The organism is Streptomyces sp. NPDC052043 (assembly GCF_044548235.1).
In the GTDB taxonomy this organism is placed as follows: Bacteria; Actinomycetota; Actinomycetes; order Streptomycetales; family Streptomycetaceae; genus Streptomyces.
On record NZ_JBIUBT010000014.1, the window covers coordinates 71,374 to 92,444 of the forward strand.

Annotated in this window: 21 protein-coding genes; 9 read left to right on the plus strand and 12 right to left on the minus strand. The window is 70.0% G+C overall.

Annotated elements, in window-relative coordinates; all coding sequences use genetic code 11:
* Positions 1-3: 3 nt before the first annotated feature.
* The 3 genes from ACIHCX_RS30075 to ACIHCX_RS30085 are packed head-to-tail and all read right to left on the minus strand — an operon-like array spanning position 4 to position 3,038.
* Positions 4-843 (minus strand): carbohydrate ABC transporter permease, encoded by an 840-nt coding sequence (locus ACIHCX_RS30075; RefSeq protein ID WP_400034947.1) that lies wholly within the window; start codon positions 841-843, stop codon positions 4-6.
* The gene (locus tag ACIHCX_RS30080; protein WP_400034949.1) at positions 840-1,721 is read right to left on the minus strand and encodes a carbohydrate ABC transporter permease; all 882 of its coding nucleotides are present in this window, start codon (positions 1,719-1,721) and stop codon (positions 840-842) included. Before ACIHCX_RS30080 ends, ACIHCX_RS30075 begins: the two co-directional genes overlap by 4 nt.
* Positions 1,722-1,730: 9 nt before the next feature.
* Positions 1,731-3,038: an ABC transporter substrate-binding protein gene (locus ACIHCX_RS30085; protein ID WP_400034951.1), complete on the minus strand. Its 1,308-nt coding sequence runs from the start codon at positions 3,036-3,038 to the stop codon at positions 1,731-1,733.
* Positions 3,039-3,331: 293 nt separating this feature from the next.
* Between ACIHCX_RS30085 and ACIHCX_RS30090 the strand changes: the two genes are divergently transcribed.
* Positions 3,332-4,387 carry an ROK family protein gene (locus ACIHCX_RS30090; RefSeq protein WP_400034953.1) on the plus strand — a complete coding sequence of 352 codons (1,056 nt, stop codon included), beginning with the start codon at positions 3,332-3,334 and terminating at the stop codon, positions 4,385-4,387.
* A gap of 43 nt (positions 4,388-4,430) precedes the next feature.
* On the opposite strand, the gene ACIHCX_RS30095 is transcribed toward ACIHCX_RS30090, so the two are convergent.
* Together ACIHCX_RS30095 and ACIHCX_RS30100 are read right to left on the minus strand one after the other, a co-directional pair.
* Entirely contained in the window at positions 4,431-5,174 is a 744-nt protein-coding gene (locus tag ACIHCX_RS30095) for a DNA polymerase beta superfamily protein (protein WP_400034955.1), read from the minus strand.
* Positions 5,175-5,242: 68 nt separating this feature from the next.
* Positions 5,243-5,479, minus strand: a complete 237-nt coding sequence (locus ACIHCX_RS30100; RefSeq protein WP_400034957.1) for a hypothetical protein — start codon at positions 5,477-5,479, stop codon at positions 5,243-5,245.
* Between the two features lie 72 nt (positions 5,480-5,551).
* Between ACIHCX_RS30100 and ACIHCX_RS30105 the strand changes: the two genes are divergently transcribed.
* A complete protein-coding gene (locus ACIHCX_RS30105; protein ID WP_400034959.1) occupies positions 5,552-5,992 on the plus strand; it encodes a VOC family protein in 441 nt (146 codons plus the stop codon).
* 54 nt (positions 5,993-6,046) lie between these two features.
* On the opposite strand, the gene ACIHCX_RS30110 is transcribed toward ACIHCX_RS30105, so the two are convergent.
* Both ACIHCX_RS30110 and ACIHCX_RS30115 read right to left on the minus strand, forming a co-directional pair.
* On the minus strand, positions 6,047-7,249 hold the full coding sequence (locus ACIHCX_RS30110; protein WP_400035220.1) for a cytochrome P450: 1,203 nt from the start codon (positions 7,247-7,249) through the stop codon (positions 6,047-6,049).
* 112 nt (positions 7,250-7,361) lie between these two features.
* Complete coding sequence (locus ACIHCX_RS30115) at positions 7,362-8,711, minus strand: cytochrome P450 (protein ID WP_400034961.1); 1,350 nt, start codon at positions 8,709-8,711, stop codon at positions 7,362-7,364.
* Positions 8,712-8,865: 154 nt separating this feature from the next.
* On the opposite strand from ACIHCX_RS30115, the gene ACIHCX_RS30120 reads away from it, so the two are divergent.
* Complete coding sequence (locus tag ACIHCX_RS30120) at positions 8,866-10,065, plus strand: RNA-guided endonuclease InsQ/TnpB family protein (RefSeq protein ID WP_400034963.1); 1,200 nt, start codon at positions 8,866-8,868, stop codon at positions 10,063-10,065.
* Between the two features lie 14 nt (positions 10,066-10,079).
* Here ACIHCX_RS30120 and ACIHCX_RS30125 read toward each other — a convergent pair whose 3' ends face one another.
* From ACIHCX_RS30125 to ACIHCX_RS30135, 3 genes are all read right to left on the minus strand, one after another.
* On the minus strand, positions 10,080-10,664 hold the full coding sequence (locus ACIHCX_RS30125; protein ID WP_400034965.1) for a hypothetical protein: 585 nt from the start codon (positions 10,662-10,664) through the stop codon (positions 10,080-10,082).
* Between the two features lie 218 nt (positions 10,665-10,882).
* Complete coding sequence (dnaN, locus tag ACIHCX_RS30130; protein ID WP_400034967.1) at positions 10,883-12,022, minus strand: DNA polymerase III subunit beta; 1,140 nt, start codon at positions 12,020-12,022, stop codon at positions 10,883-10,885.
* A gap of 153 nt (positions 12,023-12,175) precedes the next feature.
* Complete coding sequence (locus ACIHCX_RS30135; RefSeq protein ID WP_400034969.1) at positions 12,176-12,841, minus strand: nitroreductase; 666 nt, start codon at positions 12,839-12,841, stop codon at positions 12,176-12,178.
* Between the two features lie 170 nt (positions 12,842-13,011).
* On the opposite strand from ACIHCX_RS30135, the gene ACIHCX_RS30140 reads away from it, so the two are divergent.
* Positions 13,012-13,470, plus strand: a complete 459-nt coding sequence (locus ACIHCX_RS30140; protein WP_400034971.1) for a hypothetical protein — start codon at positions 13,012-13,014, stop codon at positions 13,468-13,470.
* Positions 13,471-13,485: 15 nt separating this feature from the next.
* A complete protein-coding gene (locus tag ACIHCX_RS30145; RefSeq protein ID WP_400034973.1) occupies positions 13,486-13,839 on the plus strand; it encodes a hypothetical protein in 354 nt (117 codons plus the stop codon).
* Between the two features lie 48 nt (positions 13,840-13,887).
* Here ACIHCX_RS30145 and ACIHCX_RS30150 read toward each other — a convergent pair whose 3' ends face one another.
* Entirely contained in the window at positions 13,888-14,265 is a 378-nt protein-coding gene (locus tag ACIHCX_RS30150) for a VOC family protein (RefSeq protein WP_400034975.1), read from the minus strand.
* A 267-nt stretch (positions 14,266-14,532) separates the two neighbouring features.
* Positions 14,533-14,955, minus strand: a complete 423-nt coding sequence (locus ACIHCX_RS30155) for a hypothetical protein (protein ID WP_400034977.1) — start codon at positions 14,953-14,955, stop codon at positions 14,533-14,535.
* Between the two features lie 327 nt (positions 14,956-15,282).
* Between ACIHCX_RS30155 and ACIHCX_RS30160 the strand changes: the two genes are divergently transcribed.
* The 4 genes from ACIHCX_RS30160 to ACIHCX_RS30175 all read left to right on the plus strand — a co-directional run bounded on the left by ACIHCX_RS30160 (position 15,283) and on the right by ACIHCX_RS30175 (position 21,002).
* Positions 15,283-16,239, plus strand: a complete 957-nt coding sequence (locus tag ACIHCX_RS30160) for a patatin-like phospholipase family protein (protein ID WP_400034979.1) — start codon at positions 15,283-15,285, stop codon at positions 16,237-16,239.
* 106 nt (positions 16,240-16,345) lie between these two features.
* Positions 16,346-18,265 (plus strand): ABC transporter ATP-binding protein, encoded by a 1,920-nt coding sequence (locus ACIHCX_RS30165; RefSeq protein WP_400034981.1) that lies wholly within the window; start codon positions 16,346-16,348, stop codon positions 18,263-18,265.
* A 211-nt stretch (positions 18,266-18,476) separates the two neighbouring features.
* Entirely contained in the window at positions 18,477-18,614 is a 138-nt protein-coding gene (locus ACIHCX_RS30170) for a hypothetical protein (protein WP_400034983.1), read from the plus strand.
* 111 nt (positions 18,615-18,725) lie between these two features.
* Entirely contained in the window at positions 18,726-21,002 is a 2,277-nt protein-coding gene (locus ACIHCX_RS30175) for a heavy metal translocating P-type ATPase (RefSeq protein ID WP_400034985.1), read from the plus strand.
* Positions 21,003-21,071 lie beyond the last annotated feature (69 nt).

Here is a 21,071-nt window from a genome sequence, read left to right on the forward strand (position 1 = left end):
TCCTTACCGGAGGGTTGTGCCCCACATGTTGAGCAGGTAGCGGCGCATCAACGCGATGAACACCAGCGCCGGCACCACCAGGGCGAAGCCGCCCGCATAGCGGTAGGCCAGCGGCGAGTTGCCGAGGGTACTGAGCACCTGGGCGGGGAGCGTGCGCCGGTCCAGGGTGAGGATCGCGGCTCCCAGCACCTCGTTCCAGGAGGTGACGAAGGTGAACAGGGCCGCCGCCGAGATGCCCGGCAGGGTCTGCGGCAGCACCACGCGGAAGAAGGTGGTGAGCGATGTGGCGCCGAAGACGGCCGCCGCCTCCTCGTGGTCGGGCGGTACCGCGACGAACACCGAGGTGGTGATCAGAACGGTGGTCGGCAGTGCCAGAGCGGTGTGCAGCAGTACGACCGCGTACGTGGAGTCGTACAGGCCGGTGGACAGGAACAGCTGGGCGAGCGGCACCGACAGCACCACGATGGGAAGCGCCCTGCTGAGCAGCATGAACAGCTGGTAGGCGTCCCGGCCGCGGAAGGTGTACCGGGCCAGCGCGTAGCCGGCGGGCACCCCGAGCAGCAGCGACAGCAGCAGCGCCCCGGCGCCCACCTGAAGGGAGTTGATCAGTCCCGGCAGCACTCCGACGGAGTCCAGGAAGGAGCTCATGGTGTCCGCGGACACCTGCGTGGGCAGCAGCGAGAGCGGGAACTCGTTCAGCGCGTCCGGGGTGGAGAACGCGGCCAGCGCGATCAGGTACAGCGGCACTGCCATCGCCAGCGACACGGCGACACAGGCCAGGTGCAGCATGATCCGCGGACGTCGCCTGCGTTCCGGCGCCGTGGCCGCCTGTGAGTCGGTCATCGCGGGTTCCCCCCGGGAGTGCGGTCACGCAGGGCCCGCAGGTAGACCATGGAGGTGGCCAGGGACAGCCCGAGCACCACCAGGGCCATGGCCGCGGCCACTTCGGGGCTTTGCAGCGTGTTGTACCAGTGGTAGGTCTGGCCGACGAGCAGCGGGAAGTTCTGCCCGGTCAGCGCCTGCGCCACGGCGAAGGTCTGCAGCGCGAGGACGGTGCGCAGGATCAGCGCGACCTGCAGGCTGGGGCGCAGCTGCGGCAGCAGCACGTACCGCAGCCGTTGCCAGTAGGTGGCGCCGAAGACTTCGGCGGCCTCCTCGTAGTCACGCGGGATGCTCTGCATGCCGGCGACGACGATCACCAGCACCAGCGAGGTCGCCCGCCAGATCTCGGCGATCGCCACGCACAGGAACATGGTGACGGGGTGCTGGTAGGACAGCCACGAGTAGGTGGGGAGCCCGAGGTCCACCAGAATCGAGTTGAGGTAGCCCTGGTCGGCGAAGACCGACAGCCACACCAGGCCGGCGGCCAGATCGCTGATCGCCAGCGGGATGACCCACAGATAGAACCAGCCCTGCGAGAACCGCGGATTCGCGCGCAGCAGCAGCGCCATCACGATGGCGACCGCGAACTGCACGGGGATGACCACGGCGATCAGCAGCACGGTGTTGCGGACCGACGGCCAGAACTGCGGGTCTTCGACCATCTGCCGCAGGCGGTCGGTGGTGAAACCGTGCGGTCCGTGGATCGCCTGGCTGATGCCGACACCCAGCGGCCAGAGGAACAGCAGGCTCATGAACAGGGTGGACGGTGCCAGCAGGACGGCCGCGGCCGTGCGCGGGCCGCGGGACTGCCGGCGTCGCCGTCGAACGGGTGAGGACATCCGGCCCTCTCACGCAACCTGGCAGGTCTGGCCCGCCGTGGTGTCGTCCGGCGCCCAGCAGGGTGCCTTGACCTGCTTGAGCAGGGCGTTGAGCTTGTTCGCCTGCTGGTCCAGGGACGACTGGACCGGCTTGTTCTGCAGGCAGATCAGGGTGAAGCAGTCCTTGAAGACCTGGGATATCCGGCCGTCCAGGGTGCCCACGCCCACCGGGGGCAGCGAGGCGATGGCGTCCTTGGCGCTCTGCTGGCGGGAGACGGCGTCGGCCTCCATCGCGACCGCGGCCGGCAGCCCGCTCGGCAGGTCCCCGCCGACGGTGGGGAAGAAGCCGTTCTCGCGCAGCACGTCCTTTTGGGCGGCCGGCGTGCACAGCGCCTTGATGACGTCCTGGGCCTCCTTCTGCCGGGGAGACTTCTTGAGAATTCCGAGCCCGGCCACGATCAGCATGTACCCCAGCCCCTTGGGGCCGCGGGGAGCGGGCACCATCAGCCACTCGTCGGGTTTCTTGGCGGGCGCGTCGAGCAGCCGGGCCACGTGGTCCCAGGCGACCAGGACCTCGCCGGAGCTCAACGGCTCCTGCATATAGGCGTAGTTGGTGGACGCGGGCGTCGAGACGGCCCAGAGCTCCTTCATGTACTTCCACGCCTCGACCGCGTCCGGGCTGCGGAACGGAACCACCTGGCCTCCGGTGAAGCTGGGCAGCAGATAGCCCTGGAAGAAGCGGTGGTACAGGCCGTCGGGTCCGGCGGGGAGCCCGAAGACCGGCTTGCCTGCGCCCTTCTTGGCGGCGGTCATCCAGCTCAGGAACTGGTCGTAGGTGAGGTTGTGGACGTCCACGCCGCCGGGCAGCCACTGCAGCGCCTTCTTGTGGACGGCCAGGACGTACGACGCCTGCATCCAGGGGACGTACTTGGCCGTCGCGCCGCCGTACTTGGCGACGTCGACCAGTTGCCGTGAGAAGTGCGCGTCGGACAGCTCGCCGAGCAGGTCGTCCACGTCGAGAAGCCGGTCGGTGTGCGGGGCGAGGTCACCATGGAGCCCGCCGAGCAGGCTCACCGACACACGACCGGCCTTCACCTGCGAGGTGACCGTGGTGGCGAACGTTCCGGCCTCGACCGAGTTGAACGCGACGGCAGGCGACGTGACCCGGTTCTTGAGGATGGCGGTGAACTTCTGCCGTTCCTCGATGGGGATGAACTGGGTGGACAGGAAGCTGAGCGCGCCACTGCTCGCCCCCGTGGTGGATGCTCCCGCGCACGCGGTCAGCAGACCTGCCGCGGCACCGCCGAGTCCGAGGCCGAACAGGGTGCGTCTGGACATCTGAGTGGTCATCATCGGCCTCCGATGGGTGGGTGGTTGGGGGTTTGAGGTCGACAGATTTTTGTAAAACCTACTTACGTAAAGCGGGGTGACGTAAGTAAAGCCGTAGATGTCATGAGCGCGTCAAGAGGGGGGGACGGCAATTGGTTGCGCATCGGAGCACGGACGGCTGGGGCACAGGGTCGCGGGACAGAGAGCCGTATCGCGTACCCAGCGCCAGTCCGGGGCGGCTGCTCGCCCTCATCAGGTCGGGCGACGAGTGGACGCGGCAGCAGTTGCTGGAGGCCACCGGCATGTCACGGCCCACCTTGCTGGCACGGCTGGTGCCACTGGTCAACGCGGGACTCGTGTACGAGACGGGTTCACTGGCCGCCTCACGGGGCCGGCCCGCACAGCTCATCCGGTTCGACGACCGCTGGTTGCGGGTGCTGGCCGTCGACATCGGGCACACCCGGGCCCGGGTCGGCGTCATCGACATCCACGGCCGCGAACTCCGCTCCCGCCAGGCCCTCGTCGACATGTACCACAGCGAGGCGGACGCCACGCTGCTGCCGCTGCTCGACGCGGGCGCCGAACTGCTGGCCCAGGGAGATCCCCAGGAGCGGCTGGTGGGGGTCGGCACGGGCCTGCCCGCCCCCATCGACCCCAGGACCGGCCGGCCCGGCCGGATGTGGACCATGCCCAGATGGAAGGACTACCCGGTCACGGAACGCATCAGGCAGCGGTGGCAGGTGCCGGTGCTCCTGGAGAACGACGCCCGGGCTCTGGCCATCGGGGAGGCGTCGGTCCACACCGCGGGCACCCTGCTCGCGGTGAAGTGGGCGCACGGCCTGGGCGCCGGCCTGGTCGTCGACGGAATGCTCCTCGGGGGCGAGGACGGAGCAGCCGGGGACATCGGGCACATCAGGATCGCGTCCGACCACGCCCCCAGGTGTCGCTGCGGGCAGTACGGCTGCGTCGCCGCGTACGCATCGGGCCACGCGCTCACCCAGCAGCTGAAGCTGTCGAGCCTCGACGAACTCGTCGCCCGCGACCAGGCCGGCGACGCCCGGGTGACCGAGGCGCTGACCACGGCCGCCCGGCACGTCGGCACGGTACTGGCCGCCCTCAGCTCCATGCTCAACCCGGGCTCGCTCGTGCTCGGCGGAATCATCGGCCGCATCCCCACGGTGGTCGAGGCCGTCGACGAACAGCTGAGGCGGACAGCGCTCAGCGCCATCACCGCGACGCTCAAGGTGACCCCTGGTGCCCTTGGTGAACACGCGGTCACCACCGGTCTGGCCCGCAAGGTCGCCGACCACGTGCTGCGCCCCGATGTGGTGGACGCCGCGCTCGGCAGAGCGGTGTGAACCGTCATTCTGGTGGTCGGCGCTCGACGAGGCGCAGGCCGGCTCAGCCCTGACCGACGCGGCCACCGTGCACGGCGCCCTGGACGACTTCGTGGTGCGCGTCGGGCTGATCGGCTGAGGCGCGGCGCACCCGGAACAGGAAGTCGGCCACGCGCGCGCGGTCCGGTTCCGGCGGGAGCGGGGTGTGCCCCAGGGCCTCCTCGGTCTCCGCCGCCAGTCGGGCCATGCGGGCCTCGACCCGCGCCCAGGAGACCTCACCCCGCTTCACCGCGAGCAGGGGCTCCCGCTGGTCGCCGACATCGATGCGCAGCTCGCCCGTGCACAGCAGGTCGCGGACGGTCATCAGCAGGCGGAGCAGGTGCATCGCGTGCTTCCAGCGCGGGGTGCCCGTCGTACGGACATCGGCGTCGAGCTTGCGGCGCTGGCCGAGGGCGTAGCGGGTGAAGGTGTCGTAAACCTGCCGGGAGAGGAAGGCGCCGCGCAGGGACAGCAGCTCGCGGCCGGTGTCGTTCACGTGCTCGACCAGGGGCGAGTGCAGGCACTCCAGGATGTTCGGGTTGGCGCGCAGCGCCAGTTCGCAGAAGCGTTCCAGCTCCCAGCTGAACTGCTCGGGGAGCGGCCCTTCGACGTGCGTGGGCGGCTTCTCGAAGCCCCAGAACAGGGCCGTGGGGGCGAGGAAGACGCCCCGGCGGTCCGTGTCGCTGCCGTCCGTCTCCAGCCCGAAGGCACGCGACCCCATGACACAGGCGTAGATCGTGTGGTCGCGTACCAGGTCCTCGGGCTGCATGCCTGGGAGCGTACGTGGAATCTCAGGTCGGTCGCTGCGGCGGGGCGGGATCTGCCGCTGAGGACGGGTCAGTCGGGGAGGTGGGGCGGTTCCTCGTCGGCGCGGCCGCCGGCTCCAAGGGTCCGCCGCGGGCTCGCGGACGTCGTCGGGTGGGTTCCGAGCGCTCCACGGGCCCGCAACTCGTCAAGGTCGGGGAGACGGATCCCGGGGAGTCCGTCGAGAAGGTCGGCCTGGGCGGCGCGCATGCTGGGCGCGGGGGCCTCGGGGCCAGGGCCAAGGGTGCGGCGTTCAGTCACGCTGATCATCGTACGGAGTCTGCTTCCGTCCCAGGGGTAACAGTAGCCAGAACGGACTGCGCGACGAAGAAGGAGCACCTCGTGACGATTCAGCGGATGGACAACGTAGGCATCGTCGTCGACGACCTGGAGGCTGCCATCGCCTTCTTCACCGAGCTCGGCATGGAACTGGAGGGCGAAGCGCAGATCGAGGGGATCTGGGCGGACCAGACGGTCGGCCTCGACGGGGTCCGCAGCGCCATCGCGATGATGCGCACCCCGGACGGCCACGGCAAGCTGGAGCTGACGAAGTTCCACACCCCCGCGGCGATCACCGCCGGACCGCTCAACCCGCCACCCAACACTCTGGGCCTGCACCGTGTCATGTTCGCCGTCGACGACATCGACGACACGATCAGCCGTCTGCGCCGCCATGGCGCCGAACTCCTCGGCGAGGTGGCGCAGTACGAGAACGTCTACCGGCTCTGCAACCTCCGCGGCCCCTCGGGAATCATCGTCGCTCTGGCCGAACGGATCGGCTAGGTCCCGTCTGCGGGGAAACATTCCCGCGGTCGGCCAGAACGGTCACGGTGTCCCTCACCCCTTCAGCCGCACCGGCAGCTTCTGCACGCTGTTCCCCACGAACGAGGCGTGGCGCGGAAGTTCCGGCTCCGGGATCGCGAGGTCCAGGGCCGGGAAGCGGGTGAAGAGCTGTTCCAGGGCCGTGGTGCTCTCCAGGCGGGCCAGGGGTGCGCCCATGCAGTAGTGGGCGCCGTGTCCCAGGGAGAGATGGCGGGACTCGCCGGTGCGGGTGATGTCGAAGCGTGCCGCGTCCGTCCCGTGGGCCCGTGTGTCGCGGCCGGCCGCCGAGTACCCTGCGAGGACCGGGGTGCCTTGGGGGATCAGGGTGCCGTCCAGGGTCAGATCGCGGGTCGGGTAGCGGAACGGGAAGTAGCTGACCGGGCTGTCCCAGCGCAGGGTCTCCTCCACCACGTCCGCCCAGCTCGCCCCGCCGGAGAGGACCAGGTCGAGCTGGTCCCGATGGGCACACAGGGCGCGTACGGCGTTCGTGATCAGATTCAGCGTCGTCTCGTGCCCCGCGATGATGGTCAGCATCAGCGTGCCGATCAGCTCGTGCGGGCTGAACCGGTCGCCGCTCTCCTCACGGGCCGCGATCATCGCGCTGGTGGGGTCGTCCCCCGGATCGGCCGTCCGGGCGGCCGCGACCGCGCTCAGCACCTCCACCATCTCCCGGTTGGCCGCCATCGCCTCGGCCGGGCCGATGTCCGTGGCCACGATCTGGTTGGAGAGGTGGTGCAGCCGGTCGTGGTGGGCCCCGTCCACGCCCAGCAGTTCGCAGATGACGCCCATCGGCAGCGGCAGCGCGAAGTGGGTACGCAGATCGACGACGCCGTCCTCGGTGGCGGCCGCCTCAAGACCGTCCAGCAGACGGGACGTCAGCTGTCGTACGTACGGGCGGAGTTCCTCGACCCGGCGGGCCGTGAACGCCTTGCTCATCAGCGACCGCAGCCGCCGGTGGTCGGCGCCGTCCGCGGTCGTCATCCCCTGCACCGTGGCGAACGTCTTCAGCGGCCAGCCGTCGGCTATCTCCCCGGCCTGGAGCGCCGTGAAGTGCCGTGCGTTCTTGGCGACGTCGGGATGCGCGAGGAACTCCTTCAGCGCGTCGTGGCCCAGCACCGCCATCCCCTCCACCTCGCCGGGGAGGACCACCGGGGTGACCGCCCCCCGGGCCAGCAGCCGGGCGTTGGCCGCGTGCGGGCAGCCTCCCGCCGGGTCCAGGCGGTGCGGACGGTCGGCCGAGGGGTCCACCGGTGACGTGTTCAACAGGGCTCCAGGTCTCGGGAGGGGAGGAGGGGAGGGGCAAGCCGAGGAAGGGCGGGCTTTGAACGGGTCAGCGCGGCCGGGCCTGTGGCTGTGCCGCGTGCCGGTGCGGCCACGCGGGGGCGGGGGCCTCGGCCGCCTGAGGGGGCATTGGGCCCTGCGGCAACTGCGGCGAGGTGAAGCGCACGGGCAGCGTGCCGAGACCCTTGCTCCACGGCGAGTTGATCCACTCCAACTCGTCCTCCGGAACGGCCAGTTCCAGGTCGGGCAGGCGGTGCCGGATCGTGTCGACCGCGGTCCGGGTGATCAGCCGGGCCGGGTCCTGGGCGGGGCAGGTGTGCGGGCCCGCGCCGAACGCCAGATGGGAGCGGTTGCCGACCACCGGGGTGCCGTCGGCCGGCAGGACCTCCGGATCCGCGTTGGCCGCTGCCAGGCTCAGGATCAGCATGTCGCCCGCCCGGATGTCCTGGCCGCCGAACCTCATGTCGCGGGTGGCGTAGCGGGCCGGGAAGTTCTGGGTGGGCGGGAAGCGCCACAGGACCAGGTCGAGCGCGTCGTCCACGCTGAGGTGGCCGCCGCTCAGCGAGGAGCGCAGCGCGGGGTCGCAGAGCAGGATGCGCAGCGCCGTGGCGATCCAGTTCACCGTGGTCTGGTTGCCCGCGACGAACATCACCACCAGGTTGTGCAGCACCTCCTCGTCGGTGAGCCGCGCCGGGTGGTGCAGCAGCGCCGAGACGATGTCGTCGCCCCTCACCCGCCGCTTCTCCTCGATCAGCCCCTGCAGGATGGCGCCCATCCTGCGGCTGGCGTCCCCCGCCCCGCTGGTGGCGGACACGAGGCCCGCCACCGCCTCCACCAGCTCCCGGCCGGTCCCGTCGTCCACCCCGAGCAGCCCGGCGATCACCCGCATCGGCAGCCTGCGCGCGTACGCGGCGACGAGGTCGGCCTCGCCGTGCGCCGCGAATCCGGCGATCAGCGCCTCGGCGGTGGCCCGGACGCTGCGGCGCAGCTCGTGCCCGTTGATCCCGGCCAGCGCGTCCGAGACGGCGTTGCGCATCCTGCGGTGCTGCTGCCCGTCCGCGAAGAGCAGCGCGGGGCGCCAGCCGACCATCGGCAGGATCGGCGAGTCGGCCGGCACCCGGCCTTCGCGCAGCAGGCTCCACCGGCGCGGGTCGTGTGAGAAGTCCTGCTCCTCGCGGGTGAGCCGGAGCAGTTCGCGGTGGCCCAGGACCAGCCAGGCGTCGATGCCGGGGGCGAGGGACACCGGCGCCACCGGGCCGTGTGTGCCGCGCAGTTCCTCGTACAGCGCGGGCATCGTGTTGCCGTCGAGGCCGGGCCCGTACAGCGCGGCCGCCGTGCCGGGGGCGCCGGTCACGGGGCAGCTGACGGCCGGCCCGGCCGTGGGGTGCGGCGTGCTCATCTGGAACCTCCGAGGAAACCCCCGTCTTCAGGCGGGGGAGGAATCGGACTCCTTCGGAGCCGGGTAGGGAAAGCCGCATTGCTGTCAGGGCGATCCGGCGTCCACCACTGAAAACTCCTACGGGGTCACAAGTTGGCGTGGTAGCTTGTGAGTTATGGCCACTCGCGTGATGCGGGCGTTCAAGTACCGCTTCTGTCCGACGAATGCGCAGGCGGCGGAGCTGTCGCGCACGTTCGGGTGTGTGCGAAAGGTGTACAACCTGGCGCTCGCGGCGCGCACCGAGGCGTGGACACTGCGGGCCGAGCGGGTCAACTACAACGCGACGTCGGCGATGCTGACGGCGTGGGAGAAGACCGAGGAGCTCGCCTACCTCAACGACGTCTCCTCCGTCCCGCTCCAGCAGGCTCTGCGCCATCTGCAGGCGGCGTTCACCAGTTTCTTCGGGAAGCGGGCGAAGTACCCGCGGTTCAAGTCGCGGAAGAAGTCCCGCAAGTCCGCCGAGTACACCACCAGTGCGTTCCGCTTCCAAGGCGGCCGGCTGACCCTGGCGAAGATGTCCGAACCGTTGGACATCGTCTGGTCCCGTCCCCTGCCTGAGGGTGCTGAGCCGTCCACGGTGACCGTCTCCCAGGACGCGGCCGGACGCTGGCATGTGGTCCTCCTGGTGGAGGACCCCCACGTCCAGCCGCTCCCCGCAACCGATGCGGCGGTCGGGATCGACGCGGGCCTGGACCACCTGCTCACCCTGTCCACCGGGGAGAAGATCGCCAACCCCCGGCACGAGCGGCGCGACCGTACCCGTCTGGCGAGGGCCCAGCGGGAGCTGTCCCGCAAGGCGCCGGGCGACGGCGCCAACCGGGCCAGGGCACGCCGGAAGGTCGCCCGTATCCACGCCCGCATCGCCGACCGCAGGCGGGATCACCTGAACAAGACCACCACTCGGCTCGTTCGTGAAAACCAAACGATCGTGATCGAGGACCTCACCGTTCGGAACCTGCTGAAGAACGGCCGTCTCGCCCGCGCCATCAGCGACGCGGCATGGTCGCAGTTCCGCAGCCTGCTGGAATACAAGGCGCGCTGGTACGGGCGCGAGGTGATCGCGGTCGACCGCTGGTTCCCCTCCTCCAAGCTGTGCTCGCACTGCGGAGTCTTGCAGGACAGGATGCCGCTCCACGTCCGCACCTGGATGTGCGGCGGCTGCGGCACCACCCATGACCGCGACGTGAACGCGGCAAACAACCTGAAGGCCGCCGGGCTGGCGGTGTCGGCCTGTGGAGCCGGTGTAAGACCTCAACGGAGCACTCCGGGCGGGCAGTCGGCGGCGAAGCAGGAAACCCCACGGCGCGAGCCGTAGGAATCCCCACTCGTTCACGAGGGGGAGGAAGTCAACACGTCCGCCATCAGACGAGGGTCCTCGATGGAGCGCTCGACCTCGTCCAGGACCTGCTGCTGCACGGTCGCCATCACGTGCATGGTGCGCGCCACGGATTCGAAGGCGGCCTGCACCGAGTCGCGCAGGGTGCGCTCGCGGTGCACGGCCGCGTCCGAGCCGAGCGCCACGACGACCGAGTCCAGCGCCCGGGCGAACTCCTCGCCGGTCTCCTCCGGCGACGCCACCGGCCCCGGCACACCCTCCAGTCGCTGTCCGGTGCGCAGCCGTTCGGCGATGGCCGGGACGCGTACGGCGGCCAGATGCGCCACCTCGGTGCCCCGGGCGCCGGCGACCCCGGCCTCCCGGGCACGGAGGGCACGCTCGGTGGACAGCCGCCGGGTGAGGATCACTACGCGGGCGATCAGCAGGACGACGGCCGCGGCGCAGGCTCCCGCGAGGGCCCGGTGCCACTCGGCGTGCGCGCTGACGGCGGCCCACGCCGCACCGGCGGCGGCCAGCAGGGCGACGGCCCATCCGGCGACCGCGGCGCTCGCACCGGGGTCGCGTCGTGGCTCCCTCACCGTTCGGCTCACCACAGCGGTCCCGACCTGACGACCCTGCAGACACCGGTGCCAGCCACGAGAAGCAAAACCTTTCATGACACATCGAACCCCCTTTTGGGGGTCGGGAGCATGCAGAGCGTAGGCGAACCGGTCGGAATTGTTGAGGGATCGATCTGTTCCAGCCACACCAGACCGCCGGAATTGGCGCGTTGACGCCCCTGCGCCGCGTACTCCCGTTAGCTCAACTGCCGTACCGACATGAGCAGATGTCGGTGGTCGTCGCGCGACGCGTCATCCGCGTCCGGGTCGCCACTGAGCAGTGCCCGCTGGCCTGCGCCCAGAAGTTCGAAGCGCACGCGCGAGCCACTGAAAGAGGTGAGGGCTTCCAGCAGATACGCGGGGTTGAAGGCAACTGCCAGGTCATCGGCTCCGGTCAAAGTGGCCGTGAGTTGCTGTGAGGCGATGTCGTCTTCGTATCCCGCCTGCAGGAGGACCGTTCCCCGGGCGGAGAAGTCGAGTCGGATCGGGCTGTTCGGCTCCGCCACGACCGCGACACGGCGGACCGCGTCGGCGAGCGCCTCTCGCTGCGTGACCGCGACCGCTGGGCCGTCCAGGGCGAACAACTTGTCGTAGCGCGGCAGCCGCCCTTCCAGCAGCCGCAGTGTCGTACGCATCCCGGCTCCCTCGAAGGCGATCAAGCCGCCCTTTGAGCCGCTTGAGCCGTTCAGCCCGATGCGGATCAGCCCCGACTTCGCCAGCGAACGGGAGATCTCGGTCAGCCTCCGACCGGGAACCACCATCTCCACCGCCTCGGAACCTGTCCCCTCCGGCTTCCACGGCATCGTGCGCACGGCATACCGGTACCGGTCCGAGGCGGCCAACGTCATCGACCCGCCCTCCAGCCGAAGCTGAATCCCCGTAAGCACCGGGAGTGAGTCGTCACGGGCCGCGGCCATCTCGACCTGCGCGACCGCCGCCGCGAACTCAGCCGCGTCCACGGTCCCGTGCGATGCGGGAAGCTCGGGAAGCGCCGGGTACTCCTCCGTGGGCAACGTCGACAGCCCGAAGCGAGTACCGCCCCCTTCCATCGTGAAGCGCGTGCCTTCCAGCGCGCACGCCACCACCGCATCGGGCAACACCCGGCAAATGTCCAGCAGTCTGCGCCCCAGCACGAGCACCCGGCCGGCTGCCTGAGTCTCCGCCGGTACCTCGATGTTCGCGGACGCCTCGTAGTCGAAGCCCGAGATGCTCAGTCGTCCCTCCCGCACATCCAGCATCAGGCCGCCCAGCACGGGCACCGGCGAACGCGCGGGCAGTGACTTCGCCGCCCAGGCCACGGCCTCCGCGAGAGCGCTTCGCTCGATCCGGAACTCCATCCGTACATCCCCATCGTGTCGCACCAGTTGATCCGCGCACGCTATACGTCAGCACTGACACGGACGCTCTGGTCGGCCCAACGCCCCCGCGTCGGTGTCTTCTCCGCACACGAGCTGCGAGGGTCGGGGCCGACGCGAGACCGGCAGGCCCGGTCACACTCCGATGAAGCTGACTGTTTCTGCCACGTCCGCCCGCCCGGTACGCAGCCGTGGCACGCCCTCCTTCTCGAATCCCACCGCGACACCGCAGAACAGCGCGAGCCCGTCATCGGCTCCCACGATCTGGCCGACGGTCCTGCGATACATCGTCCACATCACCTGAGGACAGCTGTGCAGCCCTTCCGCCCTCAGCAGCAGCATGACGGTCTGCAAGTGCATCCCCGCGTCCGCCCACTGCCCTGGCCCCATCGTCTGATCGAGGTAGCAGAACAGCACGACCGGGGCCCCGAAGGCCTGTGAGTTCAAGGCGGCGATCTTCATAGGCCTGTCGGGGTCGTCGCGCTCGATGCCCAGTGCCTTGTACCGCTGAGCAGCCGCGGCGGAAAAACGGTCCACGTACGGCGAGGCCAGTTCGGCCGGGTACATCGGATACTCCCGCTCATCTCCAGGGTCTCCCGCCATTGCTCTGGCTGTTGCGCGCCTCTTCAGCTCGGCCAGGGGCTCGCCGGTCACGACATACACATGCCACGGCTGGAGGTTCCCACTCGACGGGGCCCGCGTCGCCGCGGCCAGCACGCGTTCGAGTACCTCTTTGGACACCGGCTCATCGCTGAACGCCCGCACAGCCCGGCGACTGTCCACAGCTTCGTACACATCCATGTCCGCTCTTCCCCTCACTCAACGGCAACGACCTCTCTACCGTCTCCAGACCGCCGGCAGCCGCAGGTCCCCGCCCGGGACTGTTCGTCCTCCGGTTGATTTTTCTCGCTCCGAGCCGTGCTGTAGACAGCGGGTGGCGCGGCCGTGTCGAGGACAGAGGGGCGAAGAACATGACGACATGGGGATTGATCATCGAGACGACTGTGGGCGTCGGGGAACGCAAGCACATCGAGGCATACGTGGTGGCTCACGTCACCGGACCGCGTGAGGAGGCACTGGCGGAGCTGGAACGGCGGGCGCGAAGCCACTCACCCGAGCACCCCAGAAGTCCCAAGCGCCGTCGGCTCCTGCGGCAGGACGACGGGTTCCTGCTCGTCATAGACGGGGCGTGGCAGTCGTTCGTCACCCGGTTCACGGTGGCGGAGCTGCTTGAGGACTCCGATGCGCCCGCCGCCCCGGAACCCGCGGTGGAGGAGCCGGATGCGCCCACCGTTCCGGAACCTGTGGTGCAGGCGGCGCCGGGTGCGCCCGCCACTGCGGCGGCTGAACCGGCGGAGCAGCAGGTCGAGCGGTACTCGGATGGAGTGCCGGTCAGGCCGGCATGGCTGGGGCGCAACGACCTGCCGTGAGCATGCCCGCCGACGTTGCCCGACATCGCCGACGCCGTGGTCGAGACGGTCGGCGACCGTCGCAGTCTCGGGGGCGTGGGGCAGTCATTCGGCGCGTTCACCGCGCCCTTGGTCGCCGTACGCCGCCCGGTCGAGGCACTGGCCCTGGTCGCCGGGATGGTCCCCGAGTCAGGCGAATCACCGGACCGGTGGTGGAGCAACACCGGCTACACCGAGGCCGTGCGGCGCCAGGCCGCCCGGGACGGCGGCCTCACCGGCAGCGACGATCCTTACGTCGCGTGTTACCACGACGTTCCCCGCGAACTCCCCGAGGAAGCACTGAGCAAGGAACGGGCGCACCCGTCGTCGGCCGCGTCAGCCCAGCCGTGACCGCTCGACGGGCGCGCATGGCTGGGACCCGCAGCCGTCGTGAACTCCTCAATCAGCCTTCGCGACGATGCAGAAGGGGTGCCCGACCGGATCGGTGAGAACACGCGCTCTGGCCCCATGAGGCTGATGATCCGGTTTGCCCGCACCCCACTCGAGCAGCCGGGCTTCAACCTCATCCAAGTCCTGCTCGACCTTGAAGCACATGTGAAGTTGCTGAGGAACGGTCTGTTCGGGCCAGCGCGGAGCCCGGTAGTCATCGACTCGTTGAAAGCCGATGACGACTTCGTCCTCACAGTCGAGACCGGCGAAGTCGGCGTTCGACTTGGAATGGAGTTCCAGACCGGTGGCCTGCTGATAGAACGCCGCCAAAGCCAGCGGATCCGGGCAGTCGAGGGTTATCGCGCTCAACTTCATCTGCAAGGGCATGGCGCCTCCGGGACGATCAGTGGACTTCCCTGACGCACACCCTGGAGACGGCTGCGCCGGCTGGGTGAGAAACCTGCCACCAACGAGGTCCGCCCAGGCGTAGGCATCGAGGGCCAGAGGAACAGGCCGCAGGCGCGGGCGTCGACGCACTCCTCGGCGCAGTCCTGGACGGGGGGATGGCGGTGACACGCGGGTCGGACGTCAAGACGATGTTCACCTGCGTCTCCTAGCTAGAACCCCTACCGGAATGGACGACGTGAAAGACCCTCAAGATCTTCGCGTTCGGTTGAGGAAGAGCAGGACGAAGCAGGCGACAGAGCAGGCCAGCCCTGCGTACAGCAGGGGCGGAGCCCAGGACACCACTTCGGTGCTGTGGCCACTGGTCCAGTGGCAGGTGATGGACGGAGGGAAGCTGTCCACGCTCACGGAGGTCAGGCTGTATTTCCGCGCGACATCCATGTACACGCCGTGGCCGGTCTTGTCCCCGCACACGGCGAGCGGGTTCGTGAAGGCGAGTCCGTAGACGGTTCCGGCCCCATAGGCAGCGATCGCTGCCGCGATGCCGATGACAGCCCAGCGGGCCGGCCGTGAGGGCTTCCTCCAGGTCACCCATAACGCGTACGGGAGTGTCCCGACGGCGAAGAGGAGGAGTGTGATCGCGGGCGGGCCGAAGAACGTGAAGAAGGACATGCACCGGGACGTTACTTCGAGTGGAGGAACCGTTGCTGGGTCGCCCGGCACCCTGCCCGTTGGAGAGCTTCCGCGGAGGTGTGCTGCACAAGGTTGCCGCCGAACCAGAAGCTTCTACCGCAGCCCTTTCGGACGCCGCCAGCAGGGGAGTGCGCATCCGGGACTGAGGAAAGCTGGGCGGCGCGTGTGGCCGACGATCGGGTCGGGCAGCGCGGCGCACGGTGGCTGGTGTCGTCGTGGTCGCTGGAGTGGATGCCGGCTTCAGTGGCGCGCCGTCGCTCCTGGCCGCAGGCTGGTCTGAGGGGCCTGAGCGGCCGGGAGGACTCGATGACCACCGCATTCGTTCTGTCGGGCGGCGGCAGTCTGGGCGCGGCGCAAGTGGGGATGCTGCGTGCGATGACCGCCCGCGGCATTCGTCCGGACCTTGTGGTGGGTGCCTCGGTGGGCTCCCTGAACGCCGCCTATTTCGCGGCGCGGCCCGACGCACAGGGTGTCGAGGAACTCGCGAGGGTCTGGCTGCGGGTCGGCGAGCACGACGTGTATCCGCTGGTGTCGTCGGAGATGGTGCACGGGCTGCTCAGCCGCCTTCCTGGTCGCCCGCTGCGCGGCATGGCCGCGGCGTCCGGTGCGGTCAACTACGTGTTCCCCGTCCATCCACTGCTGATCGTTCGGGCAGCGGCCGGCAGGGTCAACCACGTCTTCAGCAACCACCGGTTCCGGTTTTTCCTCGAGGACGCCCTGCCGCTGCGCCGCATCGAGGACGCGGAGGTCGACCTCAGGATCCTGACCGCGGACGCCTGTGACGGGCGAGGGGTGCTCCTCGCCCGTGGCCCCGCGGTACCCGCGCTGTTGGCCAGCATCGCCGTCCCCGGGTTCTATCCTCCGGTGGAGATCGACGGCTTCCATCTCATCGACGGGGCCGTGGCCAACGGAACGACCCTTGACCATGCGATCGAGCTCGGCGCGGATGAGGTCTACGTCCTGGCGCCGGGCCTTTCCTGTCATCTCCCCGCTCCACCGTCCACCGTCCTGGCCATGGCGATCCACGCGTACAACCTGCTGGAGGAGCAACGCATGGCCGCCTCCATCGCGAAGGCGCGCCCCCACGTGACGGTGCATGTGCTTCCGTCACCGAGCCCGGTCGAGATCCTTCCCATCGACTTCGGCCAGACGGCGCACCTCCTGGAAGCCGCCACTGACTCGACCAGCCGATGGCTTGACGGCGGTCGCCAGGACGCCCCCGACGTCACACACCCTCAGAAGCCGTCCACTTTCCCGACGTGATCGTCGGCCGGCGGTCGTGTCCGGTTCTCGCCAGTCCGCGGTAAATGCCTGGACTGGGCAGCTCCGCGGACGGGAGACTTCCGACTTCCGAACCTCCGGGAGTGTGATGGGGACAACAGATTCGCCAGGGCCGACGCCGGGCAGGAGCGCGGTCGTTCTGGCGCTACGCCGCTACGGTCAGGAACTTCTGCGACTACGACTGCTGGCCCTGCCCGCGCTGCTGCTGCCGGCCGTGGGCAACATCGGCATCCGCTACGTCGCCCCGCTGCTGATCGCCAAACTGGCGGCGCAGGCCGCCGGCGGCGGCGGTCTCACCCTCAGCTCGGCGCTGCCGTACGTGCTGGGTTTCGGCGTGACGCTGCTGCTCGCCGAGGCCGTGTGGCGGATCGGGCAGCACTGCCTGAACCGCGTGGACGCGCTCGGCATGGAACACCTGTATGTGAGCGGCATGGACGAACTCCTCGCCAAGGACGCGGCCTTCTTCCACGACAACTTCGCCGGCTCCCTGACCAAACGGGTGCTCAGCTTCGGCAAGCGCTTCGAGGACTTCGTCGACACGGTGACGTACCGGATCGTGGGCAGTCTCGTCCCCCTGGTGTTCGGTGCCGTGGTGCTGTGGAGCTACGAGCCGCTGCTCGTCGTCGGCCTTCTGGTGATGATCGCGCTGACCGTGGTGGTCGCGACGCCTCTGGTCCGCCGCCGGCAGCGGCTCGTCAACGACCGTGAGGCGGCGATCGCCCGGGTGTCCGGCCATGTCGCCGACAGCCTCATGAACATGGAGACCATCCGGGCGTTCGCGGCCGAGCGGCGGGAGGCCGACGAACACCGCAGCCGTGTCGCGGACTCCCGTCGCCTGACGCTGAGGTCGTGGGACTACGGCAATCTGCGCGTCGACACCCTGGTCGCCCCCATGTCCGTGCTGACCAACGTGCTGGGTCTGCTGGTCGCCGTCGCCTTCGGCGGCGCGGGCCAGGGCGTCGAGGAGATCGTCGTCGCTTTCACCTACTACTCCAACGCCACACAGATCATGTTCGAGTTCAACCAGATCTACCGGCGTCTGGAAAGCTCGATGACCGAGGCCGCGCAGTTCACGGAGCTGCTGCTGGACCCGCCCACCGTGCTCGACCCGACGAAACCCGAACCGCTCGCACCGCGGGACACGGGCATCCGCTTCGAGGCGGTGACCTTCGCCCACACGGGTGCGAAGCCGATTTTCCAAGGCCTCGACCTGGACGTGCCCGCAGGCACACGGATCGGCCTGGTCGGCAGGTCGGGCGGCGGCAAGACCACGCTCACCCGGCTCCTGCTGCGGATGGCGGACATCGACGACGGACGCGTCCTGATCGGTGGCCAGGACATCAGCCGGCTGCGCCAGACCGACCTGCGCTCACTGATCTCCTACGTCCCGCAGGAACCCGCCATGTTCCACCGCAGCCTGCGGGACAACATCGCCTTCGCCCGGCCCGGCGCCACCGACGAGGAGATCCACGCGGCGGCCGAGGCCGCGCACGTCACGGAGTTCACCGACCAACTCCCCGACGGGTTCGCCACCCTGGTGGGGGAGCGGGGAGTCAAACTCTCGGGCGGCCAGCGCCAGCGCGTCGCCCTCGCCAGGGCCATCCTGCGCGACGCCCCGATCCTGCTGCTCGACGAGGCGACCAGCGCGCTGGACTCGGAGAGCGAGGTCCTCGTCCAGGACGCCCTGTGGCGGTTGGTGGACGGACGTACGGCCCTCGTGGTCGCCCACCGCCTGAGCACCGTCGCCGGCATGGACCGTCTCGTCATCCTCGACCGCGGGAGCATCGTCGAGCAGGGCACCCACGAGGAACTGCTCGCAGCGGACGGCGCCTACGCCAAGCTGTGGCAGCACCAGTCGGGGGGCTTCCTCGGCGAGAGCACCGAGTCGGCCCTCGGACGCCCGGTTCCGGAAGCCGGTCCCGGCGGACTGCGCGGACCGGTGGACCCGGTGCCGGGCGGGAGCCGCAGGACGCCGCCGCACGCTCGTACGGGCACCGGGTCCTCGTGACCGAGTCGGTTCCCGGCCGTCCTCGACCGCGGGCGGCGTCACGCTGACGCGTCCGTCGCGTGCGGGTACGTCTGTCCGCTTGCCCTGCTGCCGGCAGTGCCGCGCCGAAGGAATACCCCTAGGGGGTATGATGTTGTCGTCGGTCGGGAGGGGCCGGAAGCCGCGCCTCTCCCGCCGATGACCCACGCACGCACACCCCGAGGGAGAAGCCTTGACCACCGAGACGAAGTCCGGTTCCTGGGCCCTTGCCGTCACGCTCGACGAGGAGGCCGTGCGTGCCGCCGTCGACGAGGAGGCCGTGCGTGCCGCCGTCGACGAGGCGGGCCACGAGTTCGCCGGCCGCCTCTGAGCGCGCCGTCGGGCTTGTGGCCCGGCAACGCGCACCACCTCCCCGCGCCGGGACGTGTCGCTCCGCTGATACGGACGCTGCACGTTCCGGCCTTCCCCAGGAGATACGCCCATGACCAGCACGGTTTCCGAGAAGGTCTCATCCGGCGCGGCACTGGCGCCCGCCCATGAGGTCGAGCTCTCCATCGGCGGCATGACCTGCGCCTCGTGCGCCGCCCGCATCGAGAAGAAGCTCAACCGCATGGACGGGGTCACGGCGACCGTCAACTTCGCCACGGAGAAGGCGAAGGTCTCGTACGTGGCTGGCGTGGACGTCGCCGATCTCATCGCCACAGTCGAGAAGACCGGCTACAGCGCCGAGGAGCCGGCCCCGCCCGCCCCCACCGCCGAGAGCGAGGGTGGGGCCGCTTCGGCGGCGGACGGCGAGTTGCTGTCACTGCGGCAGCGTCTGTACGTGTCGCTGCTGCTCAGCGTGCCCGTCGTCCTCATGGCGATGGTCCCGCCCCTGCAGTTCGACAACTGGCAGTGGCTGTCGCTGACGCTGGCCGCCCCGGTGGTGGTCTGGGGCGCCTTCCCCTTCCACAGGGCCGCCTGGACGAACGCCCGGCACGGTGCCGCGACCATGGACACACTGGTCTCCATCGGCACCCTCGCCGCCCTGGGCTGGTCGCTGTGGGCGCTGTTCTACGGGCAGGCCGGGATGCCGGGCATGCGGCACGGGTTCGAGTTCACCATCTCCCGTTCGGACGGCTCCTCCTCCATCTACCTGGAGGCCGCGGCCGGCGTGACCACGTTCATCCTCGCCGGGCGCTACCTGGAGGCGAAGTCCAAGCGCAAGGCGGGTGCGGCGCTGCGCGCGTTGCTGGAACTGGGCGCGAAGGACGTCTCGGTGCTGCGTGGCGGCAGGGAAGTCCGTATCCCGGTAGCGCAGTTGGCGGTAGGAGACCGCTTCGTCGTACGGCCCGGTGAGAAGATCGCCACCGACGGCACCGTCGTCGAGGGCGCCTCGGCGGTCGACGCCTCCATGCTGACCGGCGAGTCCGCGCCCGTGGACGTGACGGTCGGCGACGCCGTGACCGGTGCGACCGTCAACGCCGGCGGCCGGCTCGTCGTCGAGGCGGCCCGCATCGGCGCGGACACCCAGCTCGCCCGCATGGCACAGCTCGTCGAGGACGCGCAGAACGGCAAGGCCGAGGTCCAGCGGCTCGCCGACCGGATCTCCGGCGTCTTCGTCCCCGCGGTCCTGCTGATCGCCGCCGCCACCCTCGGCGTCTGGCTCGGCGTCACGGGCGACGCGGCCGCCGCGTTCACCGCCGCTGTGGCCGTCCTGATCATCGCCTGCCCCTGCGCGCTCGGACTGGCCACGCCGACCGCGCTGATGGTCGGCACCGGTCGCGGTGCCCAGCTCGGCATCCTCATCAAGGGCCCCGAGGTGCTGGAGTCCACCCGCCGGGTCGACACCGTGGTCCTCGACAAGACCGGCACGGTGACCACTGGCCGGATGAGGCTCCAGGACGTGTTCCCCGCCCCGGGCGTGGACGAAGGCGAACTGCTGTGGCTGGCGGGCGCGTTGGAGAACGCCTCGGAGCACCCGATCGCGCGGGCCGTCGCGGCGGGCGCGGCCGACCGGTCCGGCGGCCTGCCCGTGCCGGAGAGCTTCGAGAACGTCACCGGCCTCGGCGTCCAGGGCGTCGTCGACGGCCACGCCGTACTCGTCGGGCGCGAGAAGCTCCTGCACGAGTGGGCCATCGAGCTGCCCCGGGAACTGGCCGAGGCCAAGGCCGCGGCGGAGGCCGAGGGGCGTACGGCGGTCGCCGTCGCCTGGGACGGCGCGGCGCGCGGCGTCCTCACCGTCGCCGACGCCATCAAGGAGACCAGCGCCGAAGCCGTGGCCGAACTGCGCGGGCTCGGTCTGACACCCGTCCTGCTGACCGGCGACAACCGGCTCGTCGCCGAGTCGGTCGCCCGGACCGTGGGCATCGACGAGGTCATCGCCGACGTCCTCCCCGAGGGCAAGGTCGACGTGGTCAGGCGGCTGCAGGCCGAGGGCCGTACGGTCGCCATGGTCGGCGACGGCGTCAACGACGCCGCCGCCCTCGCCGCCGCCGACCTGGGCCTGGCCATGGGCACCGGCACCGACGCGGCGATCGAGGCCGGCGACCTCACCCTCGTACGCGGCGACCTGCGGGTGGCGGCGGATGCGATCCGTCTCTCCCGCACCACCCTGGCCACCATCAAGGGCAACCTGTTCTGGGCCTTCGGCTACAACGTCGCGGCCCTGCCGCTCGCTGCCGCCGGGATGCTCAACCCGATGATCGCCGGGGCCGCGATGGCCTTCTCCTCGGTCTTCGTCGTCACCAACAGCCTGCGCCTGCGGTCGTTCAAGTAGGCGCGAGCACAACCCTGTTGGGTGAACGGTCGGCCGTTCTGCCGTGCTGCCGTCCGGGGCGGACCCGCC